General features: G+C 63.6%; 23 protein-coding genes. 14 read left to right on the forward strand and 9 right to left on the reverse strand.

Features of this window, described 5'->3' with window-relative positions; genetic code table 11:
* Positions 1-110: 110 nt before the first annotated feature.
* Positions 111-548, forward strand: coding sequence for an Lrp/AsnC family transcriptional regulator (locus Q1V43_RS01750; protein ID WP_300513287.1), 438 nt, complete (start codon positions 111-113; stop codon positions 546-548).
* Between the two features lie 3 nt (positions 549-551).
* Here the strand turns inward: Q1V43_RS01750 and Q1V43_RS01755 are convergent, their stop codons facing one another.
* Entirely contained in the window at positions 552-1,592 is a 1,041-nt protein-coding gene (locus tag Q1V43_RS01755) for a hypothetical protein (protein ID WP_300513289.1), read from the reverse strand.
* 54 nt (positions 1,593-1,646) lie between these two features.
* Positions 1,647-2,117 (reverse strand): transcription elongation factor GreA, encoded by a 471-nt coding sequence (greA, locus tag Q1V43_RS01760; protein WP_300513291.1) that lies wholly within the window; start codon positions 2,115-2,117, stop codon positions 1,647-1,649.
* Positions 2,118-2,269: 152 nt separating this feature from the next.
* On the opposite strand from greA, the gene Q1V43_RS01765 reads away from it, so the two are divergent.
* The 4 genes from Q1V43_RS01765 to Q1V43_RS01780 all read left to right on the forward strand — a co-directional run bounded on the left by Q1V43_RS01765 (position 2,270) and on the right by Q1V43_RS01780 (position 7,905).
* Entirely contained in the window at positions 2,270-3,295 is a 1,026-nt protein-coding gene (locus Q1V43_RS01765) for a phosphatase PAP2 family protein (protein WP_300513293.1), read from the forward strand.
* 179 nt (positions 3,296-3,474) lie between these two features.
* Entirely contained in the window at positions 3,475-5,127 is a 1,653-nt protein-coding gene (locus Q1V43_RS01770) for an electron transfer flavoprotein-ubiquinone oxidoreductase (RefSeq protein WP_300513295.1), read from the forward strand.
* 350 nt (positions 5,128-5,477) lie between these two features.
* Positions 5,478-7,070 (forward strand): tetratricopeptide repeat protein, encoded by a 1,593-nt coding sequence (locus Q1V43_RS01775; RefSeq protein WP_300513297.1) that lies wholly within the window; start codon positions 5,478-5,480, stop codon positions 7,068-7,070.
* A 7-nt stretch (positions 7,071-7,077) separates the two neighbouring features.
* Positions 7,078-7,905, forward strand: a complete 828-nt coding sequence (locus tag Q1V43_RS01780; protein WP_300513299.1) for a 4-(cytidine 5'-diphospho)-2-C-methyl-D-erythritol kinase — start codon at positions 7,078-7,080, stop codon at positions 7,903-7,905.
* A gap of 6 nt (positions 7,906-7,911) precedes the next feature.
* Here the strand turns inward: Q1V43_RS01780 and Q1V43_RS01785 are convergent, their stop codons facing one another.
* Positions 7,912-8,907 carry a polyprenyl synthetase family protein gene (locus tag Q1V43_RS01785; protein WP_300513301.1) on the reverse strand — a complete coding sequence of 332 codons (996 nt, stop codon included), beginning with the start codon at positions 8,905-8,907 and terminating at the stop codon, positions 7,912-7,914.
* 80 nt (positions 8,908-8,987) lie between these two features.
* On the opposite strand from Q1V43_RS01785, the gene Q1V43_RS01790 reads away from it, so the two are divergent.
* The 3 genes from Q1V43_RS01790 to Q1V43_RS01800 all read left to right on the forward strand — a co-directional run bounded on the left by Q1V43_RS01790 (position 8,988) and on the right by Q1V43_RS01800 (position 10,340).
* The gene (locus Q1V43_RS01790; RefSeq protein ID WP_300513303.1) at positions 8,988-9,203 is read left to right on the forward strand and encodes a DUF2007 domain-containing protein; all 216 of its coding nucleotides are present in this window, start codon (positions 8,988-8,990) and stop codon (positions 9,201-9,203) included.
* A gap of 1 nt (position 9,204) precedes the next feature.
* Positions 9,205-9,966 carry a methyltransferase gene (locus Q1V43_RS01795; RefSeq protein ID WP_300513305.1) on the forward strand — a complete coding sequence of 254 codons (762 nt, stop codon included), beginning with the start codon at positions 9,205-9,207 and terminating at the stop codon, positions 9,964-9,966.
* Positions 9,967-10,166: 200 nt separating this feature from the next.
* A complete protein-coding gene (locus Q1V43_RS01800; protein WP_300513307.1) occupies positions 10,167-10,340 on the forward strand; it encodes a DUF465 domain-containing protein in 174 nt (57 codons plus the stop codon).
* Positions 10,341-10,369: 29 nt separating this feature from the next.
* On the opposite strand, the gene Q1V43_RS01805 is transcribed toward Q1V43_RS01800, so the two are convergent.
* The 5 genes from Q1V43_RS01805 to Q1V43_RS01825 all read right to left on the reverse strand — a co-directional run bounded on the left by Q1V43_RS01805 (position 10,370) and on the right by Q1V43_RS01825 (position 16,021).
* Entirely contained in the window at positions 10,370-11,245 is an 876-nt protein-coding gene (locus Q1V43_RS01805) for an EamA family transporter (protein WP_300513309.1), read from the reverse strand.
* Positions 11,242-12,189 carry a transcriptional regulator GcvA gene (locus Q1V43_RS01810; protein ID WP_300513311.1) on the reverse strand — a complete coding sequence of 316 codons (948 nt, stop codon included), beginning with the start codon at positions 12,187-12,189 and terminating at the stop codon, positions 11,242-11,244. The genes Q1V43_RS01805 and Q1V43_RS01810 overlap by 4 nt, the downstream gene beginning before the upstream one ends.
* A 692-nt stretch (positions 12,190-12,881) precedes the next feature.
* Entirely contained in the window at positions 12,882-13,604 is a 723-nt protein-coding gene (gene phbB / locus Q1V43_RS01815; protein WP_300513313.1) for an acetoacetyl-CoA reductase, read from the reverse strand.
* A 166-nt stretch (positions 13,605-13,770) separates the two neighbouring features.
* Positions 13,771-14,949, reverse strand: coding sequence for an acetyl-CoA C-acetyltransferase (locus Q1V43_RS01820; protein ID WP_300513315.1), 1,179 nt, complete (start codon positions 14,947-14,949; stop codon positions 13,771-13,773).
* Positions 14,950-15,181: 232 nt separating this feature from the next.
* Complete coding sequence (locus Q1V43_RS01825) at positions 15,182-16,021, reverse strand: EAL domain-containing protein (protein ID WP_300513317.1); 840 nt, start codon at positions 16,019-16,021, stop codon at positions 15,182-15,184.
* Positions 16,022-16,152: 131 nt separating this feature from the next.
* Here Q1V43_RS01825 and Q1V43_RS01830 point away from each other — a divergent pair, with 131 nt between their 5' ends.
* From Q1V43_RS01830 to Q1V43_RS01840, 3 genes are all read left to right on the forward strand, one after another.
* Positions 16,153-16,716 carry a DNA-3-methyladenine glycosylase I gene (locus Q1V43_RS01830; RefSeq protein WP_300513319.1) on the forward strand — a complete coding sequence of 188 codons (564 nt, stop codon included), beginning with the start codon at positions 16,153-16,155 and terminating at the stop codon, positions 16,714-16,716.
* Positions 16,717-16,862: 146 nt separating this feature from the next.
* A complete protein-coding gene (locus Q1V43_RS01835; protein ID WP_300513321.1) occupies positions 16,863-18,029 on the forward strand; it encodes an alpha-hydroxy acid oxidase in 1,167 nt (388 codons plus the stop codon).
* A gap of 172 nt (positions 18,030-18,201) precedes the next feature.
* The gene (locus Q1V43_RS01840) at positions 18,202-18,843 is read left to right on the forward strand and encodes a 50S ribosomal protein L25/general stress protein Ctc (RefSeq protein WP_300513323.1); all 642 of its coding nucleotides are present in this window, start codon (positions 18,202-18,204) and stop codon (positions 18,841-18,843) included.
* A gap of 85 nt (positions 18,844-18,928) precedes the next feature.
* On the opposite strand, the gene Q1V43_RS01845 is transcribed toward Q1V43_RS01840, so the two are convergent.
* Positions 18,929-19,678 (reverse strand): FkbM family methyltransferase, encoded by a 750-nt coding sequence (locus Q1V43_RS01845; RefSeq protein WP_300513325.1) that lies wholly within the window; start codon positions 19,676-19,678, stop codon positions 18,929-18,931.
* A gap of 11 nt (positions 19,679-19,689) precedes the next feature.
* Between Q1V43_RS01845 and pth the strand changes: the two genes are divergently transcribed.
* The 3 genes from pth to Q1V43_RS01860 are packed head-to-tail and all read left to right on the forward strand — an operon-like array spanning position 19,690 to position 22,579.
* Positions 19,690-20,364, forward strand: coding sequence for an aminoacyl-tRNA hydrolase (pth, locus tag Q1V43_RS01850; RefSeq protein WP_300513327.1), 675 nt, complete (start codon positions 19,690-19,692; stop codon positions 20,362-20,364).
* A complete protein-coding gene (locus Q1V43_RS01855) occupies positions 20,361-21,380 on the forward strand; it encodes a DUF2332 family protein (RefSeq protein WP_300513329.1) in 1,020 nt (339 codons plus the stop codon). Before pth ends, Q1V43_RS01855 begins: the two co-directional genes overlap by 4 nt.
* A gap of 20 nt (positions 21,381-21,400) precedes the next feature.
* Positions 21,401-22,579 (forward strand): serine hydrolase, encoded by a 1,179-nt coding sequence (locus Q1V43_RS01860; protein ID WP_300513331.1) that lies wholly within the window; start codon positions 21,401-21,403, stop codon positions 22,577-22,579.
* The last annotated feature ends 15 nt before the right edge of the window (positions 22,580-22,594 follow it).

The following is a 22,594-nucleotide window of genomic DNA, read 5'->3' on the forward strand; positions in this document are numbered from 1 at the left end:
GACTCCTTTTCAGCATACCCCAGTGTCACATTACGCAAATTGCGTAGAAATGGCCAAGTTGGTAGAGATTTGTTGCGCATTCGTGCAATTTGCATAGGAAGGATGGCAAAATGGCAGAAGTTAAGCATGTCTTTGATGATCTCGACCGCCAGCTGATCGCGCTTCTGCGGGCTGATGGGCGGGCGGCGGTCTCGACCCTGGCGGGCGCGCTGGGCGTGTCGCGCACCACGGTACAGAACCGCATCGACCGGCTGTTGAATTCCGGCGCGCTTCTGGGCTTTACGGTGCGGGTGCGTGAGGATCACGCCGATGACACGATCCGCGCGGTGATGATGATCGAGGTGGTGGGCAAGTCGACCAGCCAGGTGATCCGTCACCTGCGCGGATTGCCGGAGCTGCATCTGCTGCACACCACGAACGGCAAGTGGGATCTGGTGGCGGAGCTGCGCACCTCGTCGCTGGAGGCCTTCGACCGGGTGCTGCGCGAGGTGCGCATGGTGGACGGGATATCGAACAGTGAAACCAGCCTGCTGCTGAGCACCGTCTGAGGGTCAGTCGAAAGTGCCCGTGACACGGCCCAGCAGCATGAAGGCGCGGGCGGTGCGGGTCTCGGCCATGGCGGCGATGTCCTGGTCGGAAGCGCTTTTTTCGAATGCTGAAAAGACCAGATCGAACTTGCGCAGGAAATGGTGGGCGGCGTCGCGAAAGATGGGATCCTTGCGCATGCGGCCTGCCGTCAACGCCAGCGAAGAACGGTCGCGCACCCCGCCGAGCGGCGCAATGGCGCGGCCGCGTTCGCCTTCTGCGAATTTGCGCCAGACCTCCGGGCGCGCCATGTCGGGGCGCAGGTCATCCATATAGATGCCGTCCTGGCTCATCAGGGTCAGCACGTCCTGCGCGGCCTGCACCAGCCCCGCGACCTGACGATCCTGCAACGCGCGGCGCAGGGCGCGAAAGCCCTCGGCATCCTTGGCGTTCTCGGGGAAATGCATGGCGCGGATGAAATCACCCATCGGCAGAGGCGGCGACAGGGCATCGGCCGGGGTGCCCAGGGGCAGGGCAACCTGATCGCCCGCATCCCCGGTGCCGGCATCGCCGACGATGGCCGACCCGGTCGAGACTTGCGGCGGTTCTCCCGGACGGATCGAGGTAAAGGTCGCGATGGCGCTTTCGGTCTGTTTCTGGGCGTGGGCGATCTCGTCCAGCTTGCGTTCCACCTGGCTGGGCTTCACGCCGCCGGCCTGCTGCTGTTGCAGGTAGGTGTGTCGCATGGCGTCGATCGCGGCCTGCAGACGCGCACTTTCCTCGCGCATGATCCGGGCCGAGCGCGTCGCCGCTGCGGCAACCCAGATGATCGCGACCGGCATGAAGATGGCCAGCGCCGTCATGACAAAGCGCAGCGGATCGGCCACCAGGCCCGGTGTGCCCGGGGTATCTCCGCCCCCGAGGACAAGGAAGAACACGGTGCAGCCGACAAGCCAGACCACGGACAGGATCAGGGCGATCATCTCGCTCGTGCCCAGCACGCGCCGCGGGCCCTGCTGGCCGTAGACGCCCAGCTCGATCGGCGTGTCCTGTCTTTCGTCGCTCATCCCTGGTCACTCATGACACCGGTCCCCCTGGTCCGGCCCGTCCCGAAGGCGGGGTCAGATCCAATTGATTTCGAGGATCTCGTAGGCCTTTTCACCGCCCGGCGTGCGCACCTCGACGCTGTCGCCTTCCTCCTTGCCGATCAGGGCACGGGCCAGAGGCGACTTGATGTTCAGCTTGCCGGCCTCGATATCGGCCTCGGGTTCGCCGACGATCTGAAAGGTCTTTTCCACTTCCGTATCCTCGTCCACCAGCTTGACGGTGGCGCCGAACTTGATCGTGCCCGACAGCGAGGTCGGGTCGATCACATCGGCCAGCGACAGGATGCCTTCCAGCTCCTTGACCCGGCCCTCGATGAAGCTCTGTTTTTCACGCGCGGCGTGATACTCGGCGTTTTCGGAAAGATCGCCGTGCTCGCGCGCCTCGGCGATCGCCTTGATCACCGCCGGCCGCTCGACCGATTTAAGCTGCTTCAACTCGTCATTCAGCGCGTTATTTCCCGCGCGGGTCATCGGTATCTTGTCCATGAAGGCCCTGGCTCTTTTCGGCTCGTTTCGGTGTCGCCCCCGAGTATCCATCGCCCGGAGGGAAAAATGCAACAGCTAGTGTTAAATGCCGGGCGCATGGGCAAAGTCAATAGGCCCTGCCGCCATTCGCGAATAGCCTTGCACCCCAGCAGATGACGGGTGCAAAAAACGCCCGCGAAAACGAAAAGAAACGTAAACGGAATACGGGCAACCGCATGTTGGGCTACCTGAAACTCGGCTTCGCCTATCTGGCGCTGGCCATCGTGATCGTCTTTCTGACCCGCGACGTCCCGATCGATGCACTGGTGGCGGTCTGGACCACGGCCGTCAGCCAGGCGCCGGGCTTGACCCAGGTCGCGGCCGGACTTCTGGGCCTGTCGATGGTGAACTCGGTCCTGCGTCGCCCGGAAGGCGCGCGTCAGATCGTCGTGGCGGTGATCTTCGCGCTGATCGGCACCCTTGCCTTTCACAGCGCCTTTGGGCTGATCAAGACCTCGATGCCCTATATCGTGCCCTTCTGGGCCGATCCGATGTTCGCCGAGCTGGACCGGCTCTTGCATTTCGGCGTCGACCCGTGGCGGCTGACCCATGATCTGGGCGCGCTTCTGCCGATGGAGGCGATCTTGCCCGTCTATCTGTCGGTCTGGGCCTTTCCGGCGCTCTGCGTGCCGGTCTTTCTGGCGGCCTTCGACAAGGATCGGCTTCGCGTACGCCGTTTTATGGTGCTTTATGTGATGGCCTGGGCCTTTATCGGCAACGTGCTGGCGCTGGTGTTCAACTCCGCCGGGCCGATCTTCTATGACCGGCTGCTGGAGGCCGACCGCTTTGCCGAGATGATCGCGGTGCTGAAATCGAGCCCGATGGCCGGAACCAATCTCCCGGCCATTCAGGAGAACCTCTGGACCGTCTATGTCGAAAGGGGCCAGGCCTTCGGGTCGGGCATTTCGGCCTTTCCAAGCGTGCATGTGTCCGTCGCGATGGTCACTGGGCTTTATCTCATCGAACGCTCGCGCTGGACCGCACCCATCGGCGTGCTCTTCGTTGCGGTGATCCTGTTCCTGTCGGTCTATACGGGCTACCACTATGCGGTGGATGGCTATGTTTCGATCCTGGTGATGACGGGCCTGTGGGTTTGGCTGCGCCGTCGCGACGCCCGCGCGGCCGCGATCATGGTCTGAGCAGGGCGATTCCGCCTTCGCGTTCCGCAAACCGGACCCTCAACACCCTGTCAGCGCAAACATGTCGCGAAAAGCGACGCGGGACGTCGCGGAATACGCCCCGGAGGTCGTGCGGTGATTGACCCTGTCCGGGGCAGCGGATAACGAAGTTGCGAGAGCTAAGGATCAAAGGAAAGATCATGAGCGAGATCGAACGCGAAAGCATGGAATACGATGTGGTCATCGTGGGCGCGGGCCCCGCTGGCCTGTCGGCCGCCATCCGTCTGAAACAGCTGGACGAAGACCTGTCCGTCGTGGTCCTTGAAAAGGGCTCGGAAGTGGGCGCGCATATCCTGTCGGGCGCCGTTCTGGACACCTGCGGTCTGGACAAGCTGATCCCGGACTGGAAGGAAAAGGGCGCGCCGATCAAGACCGAGGTGAAGAAGGACAACTTCTTCATGCTGGGCGAAGCGGGCCATATCCGCATCCCCAACTGGCCGATGCCGCCCCTGATGAACAACCACGGCAAATACATCGTCTCGATGGCGAATGTTTGCCGCTGGATGGCCGAACAGGCCGAGGAACTGGGTGTCGAGATTTTCCCGGGCATGGCCTGTTCCGAACTGGTTTATGGTGACAATGGCGAAGTGAAGGGCGTGGTTGCCGGCGTGTTCGGGCTGGAGCCCGACGGGTCTTACGGCCCCGGCACCGAACCGGGTATGGAACTGCACGGCAAATACGTCTTCATCTCGGAAGGCGTGCGCGGCAGCCTCGCGAAAGAGATCATCGCCAAATACGACCTGCAGGCCGGCCGGGATGTGCAGAAATTCGGCATCGGCATGAAGGAAATCTGGGAGATCGACCCGGAGAAGCACCGGGAAGGCACCGTGACCCACACGATGGGCTGGCCGCTGGGCGGCAACGCGGGCGGTGGCAGCTTCATCTACCACCTGGAAAACAATCAGGTCTTCGTCGGTTTCGTGGTTCACCTGAACTACAAGAACCCGCATCTGTACCCCTACATGGAATTCCAGCGCTTCAAACATCACCCCGAGATCGCCAAGCTCCTGGAAGGCGGCAAGCGTGTGGCCTATGGCGCGCGGGCCATTTCCGAAGGTGGCTATCAGTCGATGCCCAAGGCCAGCTTCCCGGGCGGGGCGCTGCTGGGCTGTTCCGTGGGTCTGGTGAACGTGCCGCGCATCAAGGGCAACCACAATGCGATGCTGTCGGGCATGGCTGCCGCCGAGGCCGCCGTCAAGGCAATCAAAGCCGACCGTTCGGGCGATGACCTGATCGAATACGAACAGGAGCTGCGCTCGGGCCCGGTTGCCAAGGACCTGATCAAGGTGCGCAACGTCAAACCGATGTGGTCCAAGTGGGGCATGCTGCCCTCGCTGGTACTTGGCGGGTTCGACATGTGGTTCCAGTCGCTGCTGGGCTTTTCGCTGTTCGGTACGCTGAAACACGGCAAGAACGACGCGCAGGCGACCGAGCCGGCCGACAAGCACAAGGAAATCGATTATCCGAAACCGGATGGCAAGATCAGCTTCGACCGGCTGACCAACGTGTCCTTCGCGGCGACGAACCACGAGGAAAGCCAGCCCTGTCACCTGAAGCTGGCGGACGAAAAATTGCCGATCTCGGTCAACCTGCCCAAGTTCGCCGAACCCGCGCAGCGCTACTGCCCGGCCGGGGTCTATGAGGTGATCGCGGAAGAGGGCGCCGCGCCGCGCTTCGTGGTGAACTTCCAGAACTGCGTGCACTGCAAGACCTGCGACATCAAGGATCCCAGCCAGAACATCACCTGGACGGTCCCGCAGGGCGGCGACGGGCCAAATTACCCGAACATGTGATCCCGCCAAGGATCGCGGCAGAGGGGCGTCCGACAGGGCGCCCCTTTTGCGTTCCGGTCCCGCGCATGCGCAGGGCCAGTCGGGGTTTCGCGAAGCCGATGTTCGCCCCGCCCCGCCCATAATTCCCAACACGCGCAAATATCCGCGAGGTTTCCGGCTCTCTCATTGCGCCCGGCACCGAGGCCGCTTAGGTTTCCCCGGAACCCTTTCAGAACGAGGCCCCCTTGCCGCATTTCCGCTTTTTCTCCCGCCCGCTTACGGCGCTTGCGCTTGTCCTGTCGTCTCTGGCTCCGGCGGCCCTCCATGCGGATGGCTCGGCCGGCTCCTACCTCGCCGCACGGTCCGCGGACATGAATGGCGACTACAGCGCCGTGGTCGATTACGGCACCCGGGCGCTTGCGCGCGACCCGTCGAACATCGAGATCATGCAGGGCCTGCTGGTGGCGCAGATCGGGCTGGGGGACATTGATCCGGCTGTTCCCGTCGCACGGCGCCTGATGCAGTTGGACCCGGGCAACCAGATTGCCGGTCTGGTCCTGCTGTCCGGTGCCATGCAGGCCGAGAACTGGGCGCTGGTGCTGGAAATGCTGGACGGCGGGGTAAGTGTCGGCGGGTTGATGGATCAGATGATCCGGGCCTGGGCGCATATGGGTGCGGGGCGCATGAGCCAGTCGCTCGCGCTTCTGGATGAACTGGCTGGGGATGAAGGGTCGCGCTCGTTCGCGATGTATCACAAGGCGATGGCCCTTGCCCTGGTCGGCGACTTCGAGACCGCAGCCGATATCCTGACCCAGGAGGAAGGCACGCTGCAGATGAACCGGCGCGGGGTCATGGGCTATGCGCAGATCCTCAGCCAGCTGGACCGGCAGGAAGAGGCGGTCGCGCTGATCGACCGGCTGTTCGCCGAAGATACCGCCGAGGAACTGGTCGGATTGCGGGCGCGCCTGGTCGCGGGCGAAGCCGTGACCTTCACGGCGATCAGCCACCCTCGGGAAGGCATTGCGCGGGTGTTTTTCACCGTCGCCGATACACTGGCGGCGGAGGCCGATCCACAGTTCGTGCTGCTTTATTCGCGCGTGGCCGAATATCTGGACCCGGTGCTGTACGAGGCGGCGATCCTGTCGGCCCAACTGCTGGAAATGTTGGAAAGGTACGAACTGGCTGTCGCCTCATATGGCCGTGTCTCGCCGGATTTCTATGCCTATCCCGAGGCCGCATTGGGCCGGGCTGATGCGCTGCGGCGCATGGATCGGGTCGAAGAGGCGATTGGCGAATTGAATGCTCTGGCCAAGTCCTATCCCAACCTGGCGCCGATCCACGTGGCACTGGGCGATACGCTGCGTTTCGAGGATCGGTTCGAAGAGGCCGCAGCCGCCTATGATGCGGCGATCACGCTCTATGGCCCCGACCCGGCCAGCCACCGCTGGGGGGTTTTCTTTGCCCGCGCCATCACCCATGAACGGCTCAAGCATTGGCCACAGGCCGAGGCCGATTTCCGCAAGGCGCTGGAGTTGAACCCGGGCCAGGCGAGCGTGCTGAACTATCTGGGCTATTCCTTTGTCGAAATGCGTACGAACCTCGACGAAGCCCTGTCGATGATCGAACAGGCGGTCGCGGCCGAGCCCCGCTCGGGATATATCGTCGACAGCCTCGGCTGGGTCTATTTCCGGCTGGGCCGATACGAGGAAGCGGTCGAGCAGATGGAGCGCGCGGTGGAGCTCATGCCGGTCGATCCGGTGGTCAACGATCACCTGGGCGACACCTACTGGGCGGTCGGGCGCAAGCGCGAGGCGGAATTCCAGTGGTCCCGCGCCCTGTCCTTCATCGTCGAAGACAGCAACCTGGAGGAAATCAAGCCGGACCGCATCCGCCGCAAGCTCGAAGTCGGGCTGGACATCGTGCTGGAAGAGGAAGGCGCGAATCCGCTGCATCCGGCCGAGTGATTCCCGCATGAGCACTCTCAAGGCCTTCGCCCCCGCCAAGGTAAACCTGACCCTGCACGTGACCGGGCAGCGGGCGGATGGATACCACCTGCTCGACAGCCTGGTGGTCTTTGCCGATGTGGGCGACCGTGTGACCGTCATGCCCGCCGAGAAGATGTCGCTGGAGATCACTGGCCCAATGGCTGACGGTGTGCCCACGGACGGGTCCAACCTGGTGATGAAAGCAGCGGACCTGTTCGGGGTGCCGGTCCGCATGCTGCTGTCGAAACACCTGCCGGCGGCGGCCGGGATCGGCGGCGGAAGTTCGGATGCGGCGGCGACGGTGCTGGCGATTGCCGACCTGCTCGACGAAAAACGCCTGCCGGACGTGTCCGTTCTGGGCGCGGATGTGCGGGTCTGCCTCCTGCGCCAGGCCGCGCGCATGTCGGGGATCGGCGAGGTGGTGGAGCCGGTCGCGGGGATGCCCGCATTGCATGCCGTTCTGGTGAACCCCGGCGTGGATGTGCCCACGCCCGTGGTGTTCAAGGCGCTGGCGCAGAAGAAGAATGCCCCGATGCCGAAACGCCTGCCGCGCTGGAAAGATGCGGCGGCGCTGACCCAATGGCTCGCCACCCAGCGCAATGATCTGGAGGTTCCGGCGATTGCCCGGGCTCCGGCGATTGCGGAGGTGATGGAGGCGCTACACGGCTGCGATGGCGTCACACTCACCCGCATGTCCGGCTCCGGCGCGACCTGTTTCGGATTGTTTCCCACGGCCCAAGCCGCGGCGCAGGCCGCAGAACGGCTTAGGCAAGCCCAGCCGACCTGGTGGGTTCAGGCAACCAGGCTCAGCTAAGCCAGGTCAGTTGACCCGGGCCACCACGTAGTCGGCAATATCCGTCAGCATCTGGCGGATGTCGCCTTCGGGCAGCAGGGCCATTGCGGTCTTGGCCTTCTCGGCCCAGGCCAGCGCTTCCTGACGAGTCTCTTCCAGCGCATTGTGCTTGTTCAGAAGCTCCAGCGCATGGTCCAGATCACCGTCTTGCTGGCGGCCCTTCTCGATCGTGCGGGTCCAGAAGGCGCGCTCTTCGGTATCCGCCTTGGCCACGGCCTTGATCACTGGCAGGGTCAGCTTGCGCTCGCGGAAGTCGTCACCGATGTTCTTGCCGGTGGCGTCGCCGCCCCAGTAGTCCAAGAGGTCATCGACGATCTGGAAGGAAATCCCCAGCGCATCGCCATAGTCATAGAGCGCCTGTGTCTGGGCCTCGTCGGCATCGGCAATCACGCCGCCCACCTCGGTTGCCGCCGAGAACAGCGCGGCGGTCTTGCCGCGCACGACCTGCAGATAGATCGCCTCGTCGGTGGCCAGGTCCTGTGCCGCGGTCAGTTGCAGCACCTCGCCCTCGGCAATCGTGGCCGAGGCATTCGAGAGGATGCGCAATACGTCGATCGACCCGGTTTCGGTCATCAGCTGGAATGCGCGCGAGAACAGGTAGTCGCCGACCAGCACGCTGGACTTGTTGTCCCACAAGAGGTTGGCGGTGGGACGCCCGCGCCGCTGGGCGCTTTCATCGACCACGTCGTCATGCAGAAGAGTGGCGGTGTGGATGAATTCGACCGTCGCGGCCAGGTGTACGTGATAGGGCCCCTCGTAGCCGCACATGCGCGCGGAGGCCAGGGTCAGCATCGGGCGCAGGCGCTTGCCGCCGGCCTCGACCAGATGTGCCGTGACCTCGGGGATGCGGGGGGCGTGTTTCGACGCCATACGGGTGCGAATCAGGTCATTGACCGCGTTCATGTCTTCGGCAAGATGCGCCCCCAGGCGCTCGTGCGGCTTGGTTGCGGCTTCGTCCAGCATCTTCACGTTCCCGTCACCCTGACCCCTGCTTGGGCCTTGTATCTCGACAAACCCGGGGGCTTGCCCTTAAGCATCTGATCATGAAAGAGCTTCTGCGCACCACGAACCCGGTTCTGATCCCATTTGCGACCGCCCTTCTCGAGGGCGAAGGTATAGACTGCTTTGCGATGGACGTCCATATGAGCACGCTGGAGGGATCAATAGGAATTTTACCTCGTCGGCTTATGGTCCGGGACCAGGACCTGTTTCGAGCCCGTGCCATCCTGCGGGACAATGACATTGAACTGGAGGGTTAGCATGGGTTTTGCGCGCGACGCGGTGACTGCGGACAAGTTTCTGGGCGGTGATGTAATGCTGTTCCAACCCCGGAACGGATACCGCGCGGGGGTGGATCCCGTGTTCCTGGCGGCCTCGATCGCGGCGCATGCTGGCGAAACGGTGCTGGAACTGGGCTGCGGTGTCGGCGCCGCGTCCCTGTGCCTTGGCCGCCGCGTTCCGGGCCTTCGGCTGGCCGGCGTCGAGCGTATAGCGGAATATGCCGATCTCTGCGAAAAGAACGCGTTCGAAAACTCGATCCCGTTGGATGTGCACAATTGCGATCTGATGCGGCTGCCGGCCGAAGTGAAGGACGAAAGCTTCGATCATGTCATCATGAACCCGCCCTACCATCTGCGTGACCGCGGCACCGTCGCGCCGGATCCACTGCGTGAGGCGGCCCTGGTCGAGGATACGCCGCTGCGCGACTGGGTTGACGTGGCGACCAAGCGTCTGAAACACAAGGGATTTCTGACCATGATTCAGAAAGCTGAGCGGCTGCCCGAGATTCTGGGTGCCATGGATGACCGGCTGGGCTCGGTGCTGGTCAAACCGCTCTGTCCGCGTGAAGGACGCGCCGCCGTGCTGGTTCTGGTGCAGGCCCGCAAGGGCGGGCGCGGGGCCTTCCGCCTGGCCACGCCGCTGATCCTGCACGATGGGGCGGAACATGTTGGTGATGCCGAAAGCTACCGCCCCGAGGTCAGCGCGATCCTGCGCGAAGGGGCGGCCTTTCCCCTGTGGTAACAGCGTTTCCCTGCGGAGTGACCGGCTGCCCCGAGACATCCGCACGTGGCACTTTTGTTCTGTTACCGGCCACCGGCCACCAGATGATCGTGCCGTCCGGGGTGCGACGTAATCGCGTCAATCTCTTTGCAACAGGCCCGTGACAAAGCCCTGAAAGTGTGGTGCACTCGTTGGGCAAAACAGTCAGAGGAGATACGCCCATGAGCATGAGTTCGCATCTGGAAGAACTTCGGAAGAAACACGAACTCCTCTCCGAAAAGGTCGAAGAGGTGCAACGCGCACCGGGATCGAGCGACCAGGAAATCAGCGAGCTGAAAAAGCAGAAACTCAAGCTCAAGGAAGAGATCGAGCGCCTGTCGTCGGCCACCGCCTGACACGCGCAAGGGGCGGCGATGCGCCCCGCTCAAACCTTGGCGCTGGCCCTCGTGCTTGCGCGTGCGGCCAGCGCAGCGCCCCCGGTGATCAGAACCGCCGCGACGAGAAGGGGCCAGGTGGCTTGGGCCACACCGGCCAGGATCAACGCCAAAGTCGACAGCAGGGGCGCCGCATAGGACGCCACGCCCAACAGCTGGATGTCGCCGCGTTTCACCCCCACATCCCAGACATAGAAGGCCAGCCCGACGGGGCCGAGTCCCAGGCCCAGAACCGAGGCCCAGCCAAGTGCGCCAACCGGCATGACCGTGTCCTCCAGCGCCAGGTGGGCGACGCCTGACAGCAGGGCCGTGGCAAGGCAGAACACCGCGACCGATGCGGTCGGCGTCGAGCCCAGACGGCGCGACAGCACCGAATAGCCCGACCAGGTCAGCGCACAGGCAGCGGCCAGGGCAAAGCCGGGCAGGGCGGAGGCGTCAAACCCGCTCGCGCTCCGCAGCACGATCAACGCGGCGCCCGCAAAAGACACCAGCGCCCCGACCACGTGTCCGCCCCGCAGATGCTCACCGGGCAGCAGCCCGGAAAACAGAACAATCAACAGGGGCCAGAGATAGGCGATCAGCCCGGCCTCGGCAGCAGGAGCCATGCGCAGGGCGGAAAAATACAGGAAATGATAGCCGAACAGCCCCGCGGTCCCGAAGGCATAGACCCGCCATGGGATCGTGCGTAATACCCCGAACCCTCCAGTCGCGGCAACCCAGATCAGCCCGATCGTCCCGCCAATTGCAAAGCTGATCGCGGTCAGCTGAAACGGCGGCACCGGGGCGGAGCCCACGGTGAACAGCGCCAGCAGCGCCCAGAGAAGAACGGCGATGAAGCCGATGCCGGTGGCCTGTGGGCGTGTCATGCGGAGGGGATGTCCTCGACGGGGATGACGGTCAGTGCCTCGGACACATAGGCGGTTTTCTCCAACTCGTCCAAGACCCAGTCGCGAAATGCCTTGATCTGCGGTCGATCCTCGGCGCCTTTCTGGCACAGGAACCGGAACTGGGCCTGGCTTTGCAGTGCGATCTTGTAGGGTGCGACCAGAGTGCCCTCGTGCAGGGCGCGCACCACCATGGCGCGCCGGCCCAGCACCACTCCGGCCCCGGCCATGGCCGCGTCCACCGCGTGGTCCGCTTGCGAAAACCGGGGGCCGTGATCCGGTTCAAAATCCATCCCGACGGCGCGAAACCAGGTCGGCCAATCACAGGCGGGTTTCAGAAAGTCGATGGACTCGTCGAACAGGATGGGGGCCTCTCGCAGGCTTTCCGGCGTAGGGAACTGGCGGGCCAGTTCGGGTATCATGACCGGAGTTACCCACTCTCGGCGCAGGGGCAGGGAGTAGAGCCCGACATCGTCGCCATACCCGAACCGGATCGCCACGTCGACCTCGTCGCGGGTGAAATCCATCATGCGCAGGCTGGCGACAAAGCGCAGGTCGATGTCCGGGTACGCGCGGGCAAAGTCGTACAGGCGTGGAGCCAGCCATTTCGCTGTAAAGCCGGGGCCGGCGGTGACTGTCAGGGTGCGATTGTCCAGCAGGCGGCGCGCGGCACGCCAGGCGGTGGTCAGGGTCTCGAACCCGTCCTTGACCCCGGGGGCCAGGGCGCGGCCTGCCTCGGTCAGTTCGACCGCGCGGTTCAGACGGTGAAACACGGGTGTGCCCAGATGCTGCTCCAGCGATTTGATCTGAAAGGACAGGGCGGCCGGGGTCACGTTGAGCTCTGCCGCCGCCTCCTGAAATGACATGTGGCGGGCGGCAGCGTCAAAGGCGCGCAAGGCGGTCAGGGGGGGGAGGCGATTAGGCATTTCAATTAAGTATCACTTAACTGATGCCTTGTGAAGTCTCGTTTGTCGCCTTTTATATAAGGGTGCATATTGAAAACAGTTCAGGAATGATTGATCACTAGGAGAGCGACGATGCTGGAAACTGCAACCACACCCGCGATGACCGCGATCTACGCCCGGGCCCATTACGAGCGCGCGATGGCCGTGCGTGCTGCCTGGCGCTGGCTGACGCGCACCTAGCGAAAGGGGCGCAGCAGGTTGCCCCTGCAGCGCCTGCGCCCGGCCCGTGCCCTTGAAAGGGCATGGGCACCGACGAAGAGCTCGCGGAACTCGGGGCTCCGCAACCCCCGCCCCAACAGGACCTGCACCGCTTCGTTAAGCGGCCGGGCCCGCATCGCAGCACGGCGATTTCGAACAATTGCCGCCCCCCCCGACGATAGTGCTGCTTCACCCGCTGCATCGTTGCGATGGAGTTGGTGGTGTCACGCGGGACTTCGCTGCTCAGACGGGGTTTTCGTCATGTATGGGACTGGCGATCGCATGGAAAATGCCGTGCCAACAACGTCCGATCCCAACCGAAGATCGAGCAGGTCATCGGTTCGGGCGTTACTGGTATAGTTTCTGGGAGGTGTTGAACCGAAGGCGCTGGCGCCGCCCGTTCGCGGGGAAAGGCAGGCCGCACCGGGGCGCAGCCTGCCAAAATCGTATCGCCTTCAGACGAAGAACTGCGCGCCGTTGGCCGAGATGGTCGAGCCGTTGACGAACTCGCTGTCATCGGCGGCCAGGAAGGCCACGCAACGGGCGATTTCCTCGGGCTCACCCAGGCGGCCGGCCGGAATCTGGCCGATGATGGCGTCGCGCACTTTCTCCGGCACCGCCATGACCATCTCAGTCGCGATATAGCCGGGGCAGATGGCGTTGGCGGTGATGCCGAAACGGGCGCCTTCCTGGGCCAGAGATTTGACGATCCCCAGATCGCCAGCCTTGGTGGCGGCATAGTTGACCTGGCCGAATTGACCTTTCTGACCGTTGATCGAGCTGATCACGATGACGCGTCCGAACTTGCGTTCGCGCATGCCGGGCCAGATCGGGTGCACAGTGTTGAACACGCCGGTCAGGTTGGTGTCGATCACCTGCTGCCACTGGTCCTTGGTCATCTTGTGGAACGGCGCGTCGCGGGTGATGCCGGCGTTGGCGACGACCACGTCGACCGGACCCAGGTCGGCTTCGACCTTCGCGATACCGGCGGCGCTGTCGTCATAGTCGCCGACGTTCCACTTGTAGGTCTTGATGCCGGTCTCTTCGGTGAACTTGGCGGCGGCCTCGTCGTTCCCGGCGTAGGTGGCGGCGACGTCATAGCCGTCGGCCTTCAGTTTCTTGGAAATAGCCGCGCCAATACCGCGCGAGCCCCCCGTGACGAGTGCAACTTTAGCCATGTGTCCCTCCAATTTGGCGAATCTGTCTCTTGGTAACTTGATTACTCAGTGAAAAACTCTCGCGCAACATTATTGCGCAAACATTTCGCCGCGACGCGGCGTTTTTTTGGAATTGCTATAAAAAAGGGCGCCGCAGCGCCCTTTTCATTGAGCTTCCTGCGAACCCTTACGGGCGCTCCAGGCACATGGCGACGCCCATGCCGCCACCGATGCAGAGCGTGGCCAGGCCCTTCTTGGCGTCCGACCGCTTCATCTCGAACAGCAGGGTGTTCAGAATGCGGCAGCCCGAGGCGCCAATCGGGTGGCCGATGGCAATGGCGCCGCCGTTCACGTTCACCTTGGCCGGATCCCATTCCATGTCCTTGTTCACGGCGCAGGCCTGGGCGGCGAAGGCTTCGTTGGCTTCGACCAGGTCCAGGTCGGCGGCGTTCCAGCCGGCCTTGTCCAGCGCCTTGCGGCTGGCGTGGATCGGGCCGACGCCCATGATCGACGGGTCCAGGCCGGCGGTCGCATAGGAGGCGATACGGGCCAGCGGCTCCAGGCCGCGTTTCTCGGCTTCTTCGGCCGACATCAGCAGCACGGCGGCGGCGCCGTCGTTGATGCCCGAGGCGTTGGCGGCAGTCACGGTGCCGCCGTCCCGCACGAAGGCGGGGCGCAGTTTCTGCATCGCTTCCATGGTGGCGCCGTGGCGGATGTATTCGTCCTGATCGACGATGATGTCGCCCTTGCGGGTCTTCACGGTAAAGGGTGTGATCTCGTCGGCGAACTTGCCGGCCTTCTGGGCGGCTTCGGCCTTGTTCTGCGAGGCGACGGCGAATTCATCCTGCATCTCGCGGGTGATCTGCCACTGTTCGGCGACGTTTTCGGCGGTCTGGCCCATGTGGTAGCCGTTGAACGCATCCCACAGGCCGTCCTTGATCATCGAGTCGATGAATTTCATGTCGCCCATCTTGTGGCCAGCCCGCAGGTTGGCGACATGGGGCGACATGGACATGTTTTCCTGGCCACCGGCGGCGACGATTGCGGCATCACCCAGTTGAATGTGCTGTGCGCCCAGGGCGACGGTGCGCAGGCCGGAGCCGCAGACCTGGTTGATGCCCCAGGCAGCGCTTTCGATCGGCAGGCCGGCGTTGATATGGGCCTGGCGGGCCGGGTTCTGACCTTGGCCGTGGCTCAGCACCTGGCCCAGGATGGTTTCGGAAACGTCTGCCTTGTCAATGCCGGCGCGTTCCACGATCGCCTCCAGCACGGCGGCGCCCAGATCATGGGCCGGGGTGTTGGCAAACGAGCCCGAGAAACTGCCAACGGCAGTCCGGGCGGCGGAAACGATTACGACATTGGTCATGATGTGGTCCTCTACCTCGTGTCAGTGACGTCGCGGTCACAATACGGGTGCCCCCTCAGCAGGAACAGTCCGAATCCTACTTCCGCGTCATTCCGTCGGCGCTTGTGTATGCTGCGATGCAGAAAAAATCAACCCGCGCGTGCGCGGGCTGCCGGAATTGATGAGGCGGGCGTCGGTTTTCGTGCCCGGCGCGCCGCGCCAAAGGATCCATTGCCCTTGGAATGGCATCGGATCAGGCGTGGGCGCGCTGCTCTTCCTGTTGCCACCAAGGGCGGATGGTCGGTGCGCCGAAAAAGTACCCCTGCATGCAATCCACCCCGATCGAGGCCAGGAATTCCGCATCCTCCAGCGTCTCGACGTTTTCGGCCACGGTGAACATGTCGAAGTGCCGCGCTACGGACAAGAGCGCCTGAGTCAGAACCTGGTTGTCCGGGTTGGCGTGAATGCCCTGGATGAATTCCCCGTCGATCTTGAGGATGTCGAAAAAGAAATCCTTGAGGTAGCGGAAGGCGGTGTAGCCCGAGCCGAAATCGTCGAGCGCAAAGGAAACGCCACGCGATTGCAGATCGGCCATGAAGACCTGAACAAGGTCCGGCATGACGATGGCGGTCCGTTCGGTGATTTCGAGGATAAGGCGCTCCCCGATCAGCGGGTCATGGGCCAGCCAATGTTTCATCGTCTCGTTCCAGCGTGGATAACCGATGGAGCGTGCCGACATGTTGATCGACAGGCGCAGGCCGGGTTCATCCGCCAGGGACGTCAGTCCCTTTTCCAGCGCCAGCGTGTCCAGCACGCGGCCGATTTCCTGGTTTTCGACCACGTTGATGAATTCCCGTGCGGGGATCACCCTGCCGCTGTCGTCCAACACCCGGATCAGCCCTTCGTAGAAGGCCACCTGATCGGGGCGTGCGGCCTGAACCACCGGTTGGTAGGCCAGTTCGATCTGGTTGGCGTCGATGGCTTTGCGCACCATGTCCAACGTGTCCCTGTCACGTTGGTTGATCGCGTGGTCGAGCGGGCTGCTCCAGACCGCCTCGGGGTCGCCTGCCCCCATGTTCCTGTGCTCGCTCATCCGACGTCTCTCCAATTCAGGTTGGGACATCATTGCGCCTCATCTGCTAAGAACCTGTAAAAGATGGGATTTGTCCTAATTTTTTTGGTTTGCCTGTCGGCTGGGTTAAGGTCTTGAAAACAGGGGGTAAGATGGAACGCTGCGGTTGGTGCGGATTGGATGAATTGTATTGCGATTATCATGACCGCGAATGGGGTGTCCCCGAACGCGACGGGCGCGCCCTGTGGGAGAAGCTGATTCTCGACGGTTTCCAGGCCGGGCTCAGCTGGATCACAATCCTGCGCAAACGCGAGGCCTTTCGCGCCGCTTTCGCGGGGTTCGAGCCGGAGGTCATCGCCGCCTGGGGCGAGGCGGAGGTCGCCCGCCTGCTGGGGAACCCCGGCATCGTGCGTCACCGTGGCAAGATCGAGGCAACCATCGGAAATGCGCGGGCCTATCTGGATCTGGGCGGGGCGGAAGCGTTTCGCGACATGATCTGGTCCTATGTCGGTGGCCAGCCGTTGCAGAACCAGTTTGCCAGCCTGGCGGACGTTCCCGCGCAGACGCCTTTGTCGCAGCAAGTGTCGAAAGACCTGAAAAAGGCCGGGTTCCGGTTCTGCGGCCCGACCATCGTCTATGCCTGGATGCAGGCCTGTGGTCTGGTGAATGACCACCTGCTGACCTGCCCCAGACACGCGGCGGTCAGGGAGCTTTGACGCCCACACCCTCGGCTTTCCTCTTCAATTTTCAATGCAAACCCCCGGCGGGGCCAAGGCGCATTGACACGGGGCAAACCAATTGATTGCCTGTGCGGAAAGTCTCTGGTAAGAAAACTTGACCAATTTACCGAGGGGAATCACCCATGCCCGTGATCACCGAGATCGAGGACCTCAAGCGCATCTACAAACGCCGTGTGCCGAAGATGTTCTATGACTATGCCGAAAGCGGCAGCTGGACCGAGCAGACCTTTCGCGAGAACAGTTCGGATTTCGACCAGCTCTATTTCCGCCAGCGCGTGGCGGTGGACATGGACGGGCGCTCGACCGCGACGCAGATGATCGGACAGGACGTGTCGATGCCGGTGGCGCTGGCGCCCGTCGGGCTTACGGGCATGCAGGACGCGGATGGCGAGATCAAGGCGGCGCGGGCGGCCGAGAAATTCGGCGTGCCCTTTACCCTCTCGACCATGTCGATCTGTTCGATCGAGGATGTGGCCGAGCACACGACCAAACCCTTCTGGTTCCAGGTCTATACGCTGAAGGATGACGATTTCATGCAGCGCCTGTTCGACCGGGCCAAGGCGGCGGGCTGTGATACGGTGGTGATCACGGTGGATCTGCAGATGCTGGGCCAGCGCCACAAGGATCTGAAGAACGGGCTCTCCGCCCCGCCGAAACTGACCATTCCGACCATGCTGAACCTGGCCACCAAATGGCGCTGGGGTCTGGGCATGCTGGGCACTAAGCGGCGCTTCTTCGGCAATATCGTCGGCCATGCGGAGGGGGTCGAGGACCCCTCGTCGCTGGCCACCTGGACCGCCGAGGCATTCGATCCCTCGCTTGACTGGGACCGCATTCGCCAGTTCCGCAAGATGTGGGACGGCAAGCTCATCATCAAGGGCATCATGGAGGCGGTGGACGCCAGGGAGGCGCTGAATGTCGGCGCCGATGCGATCATCGTGTCGAACCACGGCGGGCGGCAGCTCGATGGTGCGCTGAGTTCGATCCGGGCCCTGCCCGAGATCATGGATGCGGTCGGTGACAAGATCGAGGTGCACCTGGACAGCGGTATCCGCTCCGGGCAGGACGTGCTCAAGGCGGTGGCGATGGGCGCCAAGGGCACCTATATCGGTCGCGCCTTCGTTTATGGCCTGGGCGCAATGGGCGAGGCCGGCGTGACCAGAACGCTGGAAGTGATCCACAAGGAGCTGGAAATCTCCATGGCCTTCTGCGGACACACGGACATCAACACCGTGGACCGCTCGATCCTGCGCATTCCGAAAGGGTTCATGGGGAACTGGATGGAATAGGCGGGAAACAGCGGTGGCCGGGGTGCGAAGTGGCATTCTGGACCCGGCCGGACCCCGCGTTGTTGCGCTATGAATTATGCCTTCCCTTTGATCTGATTCCCGGCTATAGGCAGCGCTTCACGCGGGGTTACAGCCTTGGAGGAGCCCCGCCTCAACTGAAGGATATATACCAATGGCTAATGAGATCCCGAATCTTGAAGCTACGGTGCGTGCGGGGACGGGCAAGGGCGCCGCTCGCCAGGCGCGCCGCGACGGGCTTGTTCCCGGCATCGTTTATGGTGGCGAGGCCGAACCGCTTGCCATCAACCTCAAATTCAATGACCTGTTCAAAAAGCTGAAAGCCGGTCGTTTCCTGTCGACCCTGTGGAACCTGAAGGTCGACGGTGAGGAAGATGTGCGCGTGATCTGCCGCGGCGTCCAGCGTGACGTGGTCAAGGACCTGCCGACCCATGTCGACCTGATGCGCCTGAAGCGTAACAGCAAGGTGAACCTGTTCATCCACGTCGAGTTCATCAACGAAGAAGAAGCCCCCGGCATCAAGAAGGGCGGCGTTCTGACCGTTGTGCGTTCGGAAGTCGAGCTGCGCGTGACTGCCGGCGACATCCCGGAAAAGATCGTCTGCGATCTGACCGGCCGCGAAGTTGGCGACGTGATCCACATCTCGGATATCCCGCTGCCCGAAGGCGCCAAGCCGACCATCGACCGCGACTTCGTCGTGGCCAACATCTCGGCGCCCAGCTCGCTGCGCTCGTCGGATGAAGAAGAAGGCGAAGACGGCGAAGTGGCCGTCGAAGAGGTCGCTGCCGAAGAATAATCTCCGTATCAGCGGAGTGACGGGAAACGGGTCCTTCGGGGCCCGTTTTTCGTTGCGCAGCCGCCGCCGGGTCCGGCGATGCCTGTCAGCCGGCCTCCACCACCCGTTGCAGGGTCACGACCTCACCCCGTGTGCCCCAGGGCATGTAGGTAAAGCCCGACCGGCTGAGCGCGTCGAACATCGCCTTGACCCGGGCAGGGCTGTAGAGCCGCGTGTGGATCTCCATGATCAGGAGGCGCACGCAATCGGGCCAGTCCCCCTCGCAAAGCTCCGGTTCCGCGCCTTCGACATCCATCACCACCACGGTGGGCTGCACCTCGGCCAGCAGGCCGGACAGGCGCAGGGCGGGGACTTCGACCACCTGCTCCGGCGTGGCCCCTTCCCCGGCCACCGAGGAGGCCCAGAAGGCCTCGCGCATGTGAAACCGGACCACGGACCCGTCATGGCTGTCGGGAACCACCGCCCCGTGGTGCAGGGTGACGTCGCGCGCGCCATTGCTGTCGAGGTTCTTGCGCAGCACTTCCAGCATGGCCGAATTCGCCTCGATGCTGGTCACATTCTCGGCGCCGATCCGCTGGGCCGAAAGGATCGACAGATAGCCGGCCCCCGCACCCAGCTCCAGCACCCGGTCGCCGGGTTCCAGGTGCTGTTTCAACGCCGCTTTCTCGTTCCACTCGTAATGCCCGCTTTCCAGCGCACGGGTCAGCGGCGGGGTCAGGCAGTGACCGGGCACACGCAGCTTGATCCCGTCGATGTTGAAACTTGCCAAGTTGAAATCCTCTGCTCTTGCCTCGCCCGCCCCGAAACCATTACGCTGCGCGCGCGAAAAGTCCATGGAGAGCGCGCATGAAACTCTTTGTCGGCCTGGGAAATCCCGGGCCCAAATACGCTGGAAACCGTCACAATATCGGCTTCATGGCGCTGGATCGCATTGCCGAGGATCACGGCTTTGCGCCGTGGCGGGGCAAGTTCCAGGGCGCGATGGCCGAGGGGCGGCTGGGGCGCGGGAAGGTGCTTTTGCTGAAGCCCGAGACCTTCATGAACCTCTCCGGCCAGTCGGTGGGTGAGGCGATGCGCTTCTACAAGCTCACCCCCGCCGACGTGATCGTGTTTCATGACGAGCTGGACCTCGCGCCGGGCAAGGTGCGCCTGAAACAGGGCGGCGGGCATGCGGGTCACAACGGGTTGCGCTCGATCCACCAACATATCGGGGCCGAATATGCGCGGGTGCGGCTGGGCATTGGCCATCCCGGCCACAAGGACGCCGTGTCGGGATACGTGTTGCGCGATTTCGCCAAGGCCGAACAGGTCTGGCTGGACGACCTGATGCGCGGCATATCGGATGGGGCGCCCTATCTGGCGGACGGGGATGGGGCCAAGTTTTCCAACGCCATCGGGCTGCGCATGAACCCGCCGCGCGAGAAACCGGCAAAGAAGGCCGAAACGCGGCCACCTGAGCCGGAAGCAGCCCCCGAGGACACCCGCTCGCCGCTGCAAAAGCTGATGGACAAGTTCTCTTGAGCCTGACAGAGGCGCTCACCGAACAAGCGATGAACAACGAGGCGCTGGGATCGCCCTTTACCGCCCGCGTGTTGCGCCTGCTGGCCGACCGCATTCAGCCCGGCATGCCCCTGACCGATCGCATGTTCGCCTGGGAAGGCGACATCGGCCCCTTTGCGGACAGCCTGCCGCTGCGCCTCCTGGGCGGGCTGCATGCGCTGGTGCTGACCGGCGAGGCCCCAAGGCTTGTGGCGGCCTATCCGCCGCATGAGGTGGACGACGCCACGCTCGGGGCTGCGCTGGACCATGCGTTGACCCACAACCGGGCGACCCTGAACCGCTGGCTCGACAATCCACCGCAAACCAATGAAATCCGCCGCGCCGCTGCATTAATCGCCGGTGCCGGGTGGTTGGCAGAACGCTTCGACCTGCCGGTCGTCATGAGCGAGCTGGGGGCTTCCGCCGGGTTGAACCTGGCCTGGGACCGATACGCGCTGGACACGCCCGCCGGGTGGATCGGTCCGGCGGGCGCCCCGGTGGTCCTGACCCCGGAGTGGCGCGGAGGCCCCCCGCCGACAGGGCGGCTCGACATCGTGGACCGGCGCGGGGTGGACCTGAAGCCGATGGATGTGAATCTGCCCGAGGACGCGCTCCGGCTCATGTCCTATCTCTGGGCCGACCAGACCGACCGGCTGGAGCGCACTCGCGCCGCCCTGCCGCTGATCGGTGACTGGGTAGACCGGGGCGATGCGGCGGCATGGCTGGAACGGCGCCTTTCCGGGAACACCCCGGACCGCCTGCAACTGATCTACCACACCATCGCCTGGCAGTATTTCCCCGGGGACACCCAAGCCCGCTGCCTCGCCGCGATGGAGGAGGCCGGTAAGCGCGGCCCGGTCGCCCGTCTGGCGATGGAGGCCGACGACCGGCCTGGGCAGGGTGCGGCGATCACGGTGACGCTCTGGCCCTCACGCAAGGTCATCGCGCTGGGGCGGGTGGATTTTCATGGACGCTGGTTGGATTGGCGGGCAGGCTGACCGGCAATTTGGGAGGTTTCATGCGCACATTCGGAAAGGCTCTGGGCCGGATTCTTCTGCTCTTCCTGCTGGCCGCCGTCACGGTCGGGGTCTGGAAACGCGAACAGGTCACGCGGCTGATGGCGGTGAACTCGCTGTTTGCCGCCGGGAAGATCACCGGCAATTTCTCGAACATGGATACCATGTTCCTGACCCGTGCCATGTCGCGTGGCGCGGCACCTGTGAGCGACCTGCCAGAAGGTGGGGAAATGACCCTGCCGGACGGGGCGAAAGCTTGGATCACCGAACGGTCTGTCAATGCGCTGGTGGTGCTGAAAGACGGAAAAATCCGCCACGAAAGCTACCATAACGGCACCGGCCCGGAAGACCTGCGCATCAGCTGGTCAGTGGCGAAAAGCTGGCTCTCGGCGCTTTTCGGTATCGTCATGGCCGAAGGTGCGATCGACAGTCTGGACGATCCTGTGACCAAATATGTGCCCCAGCTGACGGGATCGGCTTATGACGGGGCCACGGTGCGCAATGTGCTGAACATGGCCTCGGGCGTGACCTTTGACGAGGATTATCTGGATTTCTGGAGCGACATCAACAAGATGGGCCGTGTGCTGGCGCTGGGAGGCTCAATGGACGGCTTCGCGGCGCGGCTGACCGAAACCTTCGTCGAGCCCGGCAGACAATGGCAATATGTCTCCATCGACACCCATGTGATCGGTATGGTGATCCGGGGCGCGACCGGGCGCTCAGTGCCCGAGCTGCTGGAGGAAAAGATCCTCCGGCCCATGGGGCTGGAAGCCGCGCCCTATTACGTGACCGACGGTTACGGCGTGGCCTTCGTTCTGGGCGGGCTGAACCTGCGTACGCGGGACTATGCCCGCTTTGGCCAGATGTTCCTGGACGGCGGGCGCTGGAACGGGCAGCAGATCGTGCCGGAGGACTGGGTGATCGCCTCCACCACTCCCAGCGCGCCGACAGCGCCGGGCAAGCTGCAATACGGCTACCAGTGGTGGGCGCCAAAGGATGCGCGCCCGGGCGAGTTCTTCGGCATCGGTGTCTACGGCCAGTATGTCTATGTCGATCGGCCACGCGGGGTGGTGATCGCGATGAACTCTTCGGATAGGCTGTTCAAGGAAAGCGGCGTGACGGACGGCAATATTGCCATGTTCCGCCAGATTGCCGGGAAGTTGGAAGGGGCGCCAGAATGAGACCGGAACCGGACA

It is taken from the genome of Aliiroseovarius sp., from assembly GCF_030148435.1.
Lineage (GTDB): Bacteria > Pseudomonadota > Alphaproteobacteria > Rhodobacterales > Rhodobacteraceae > JASBTN01.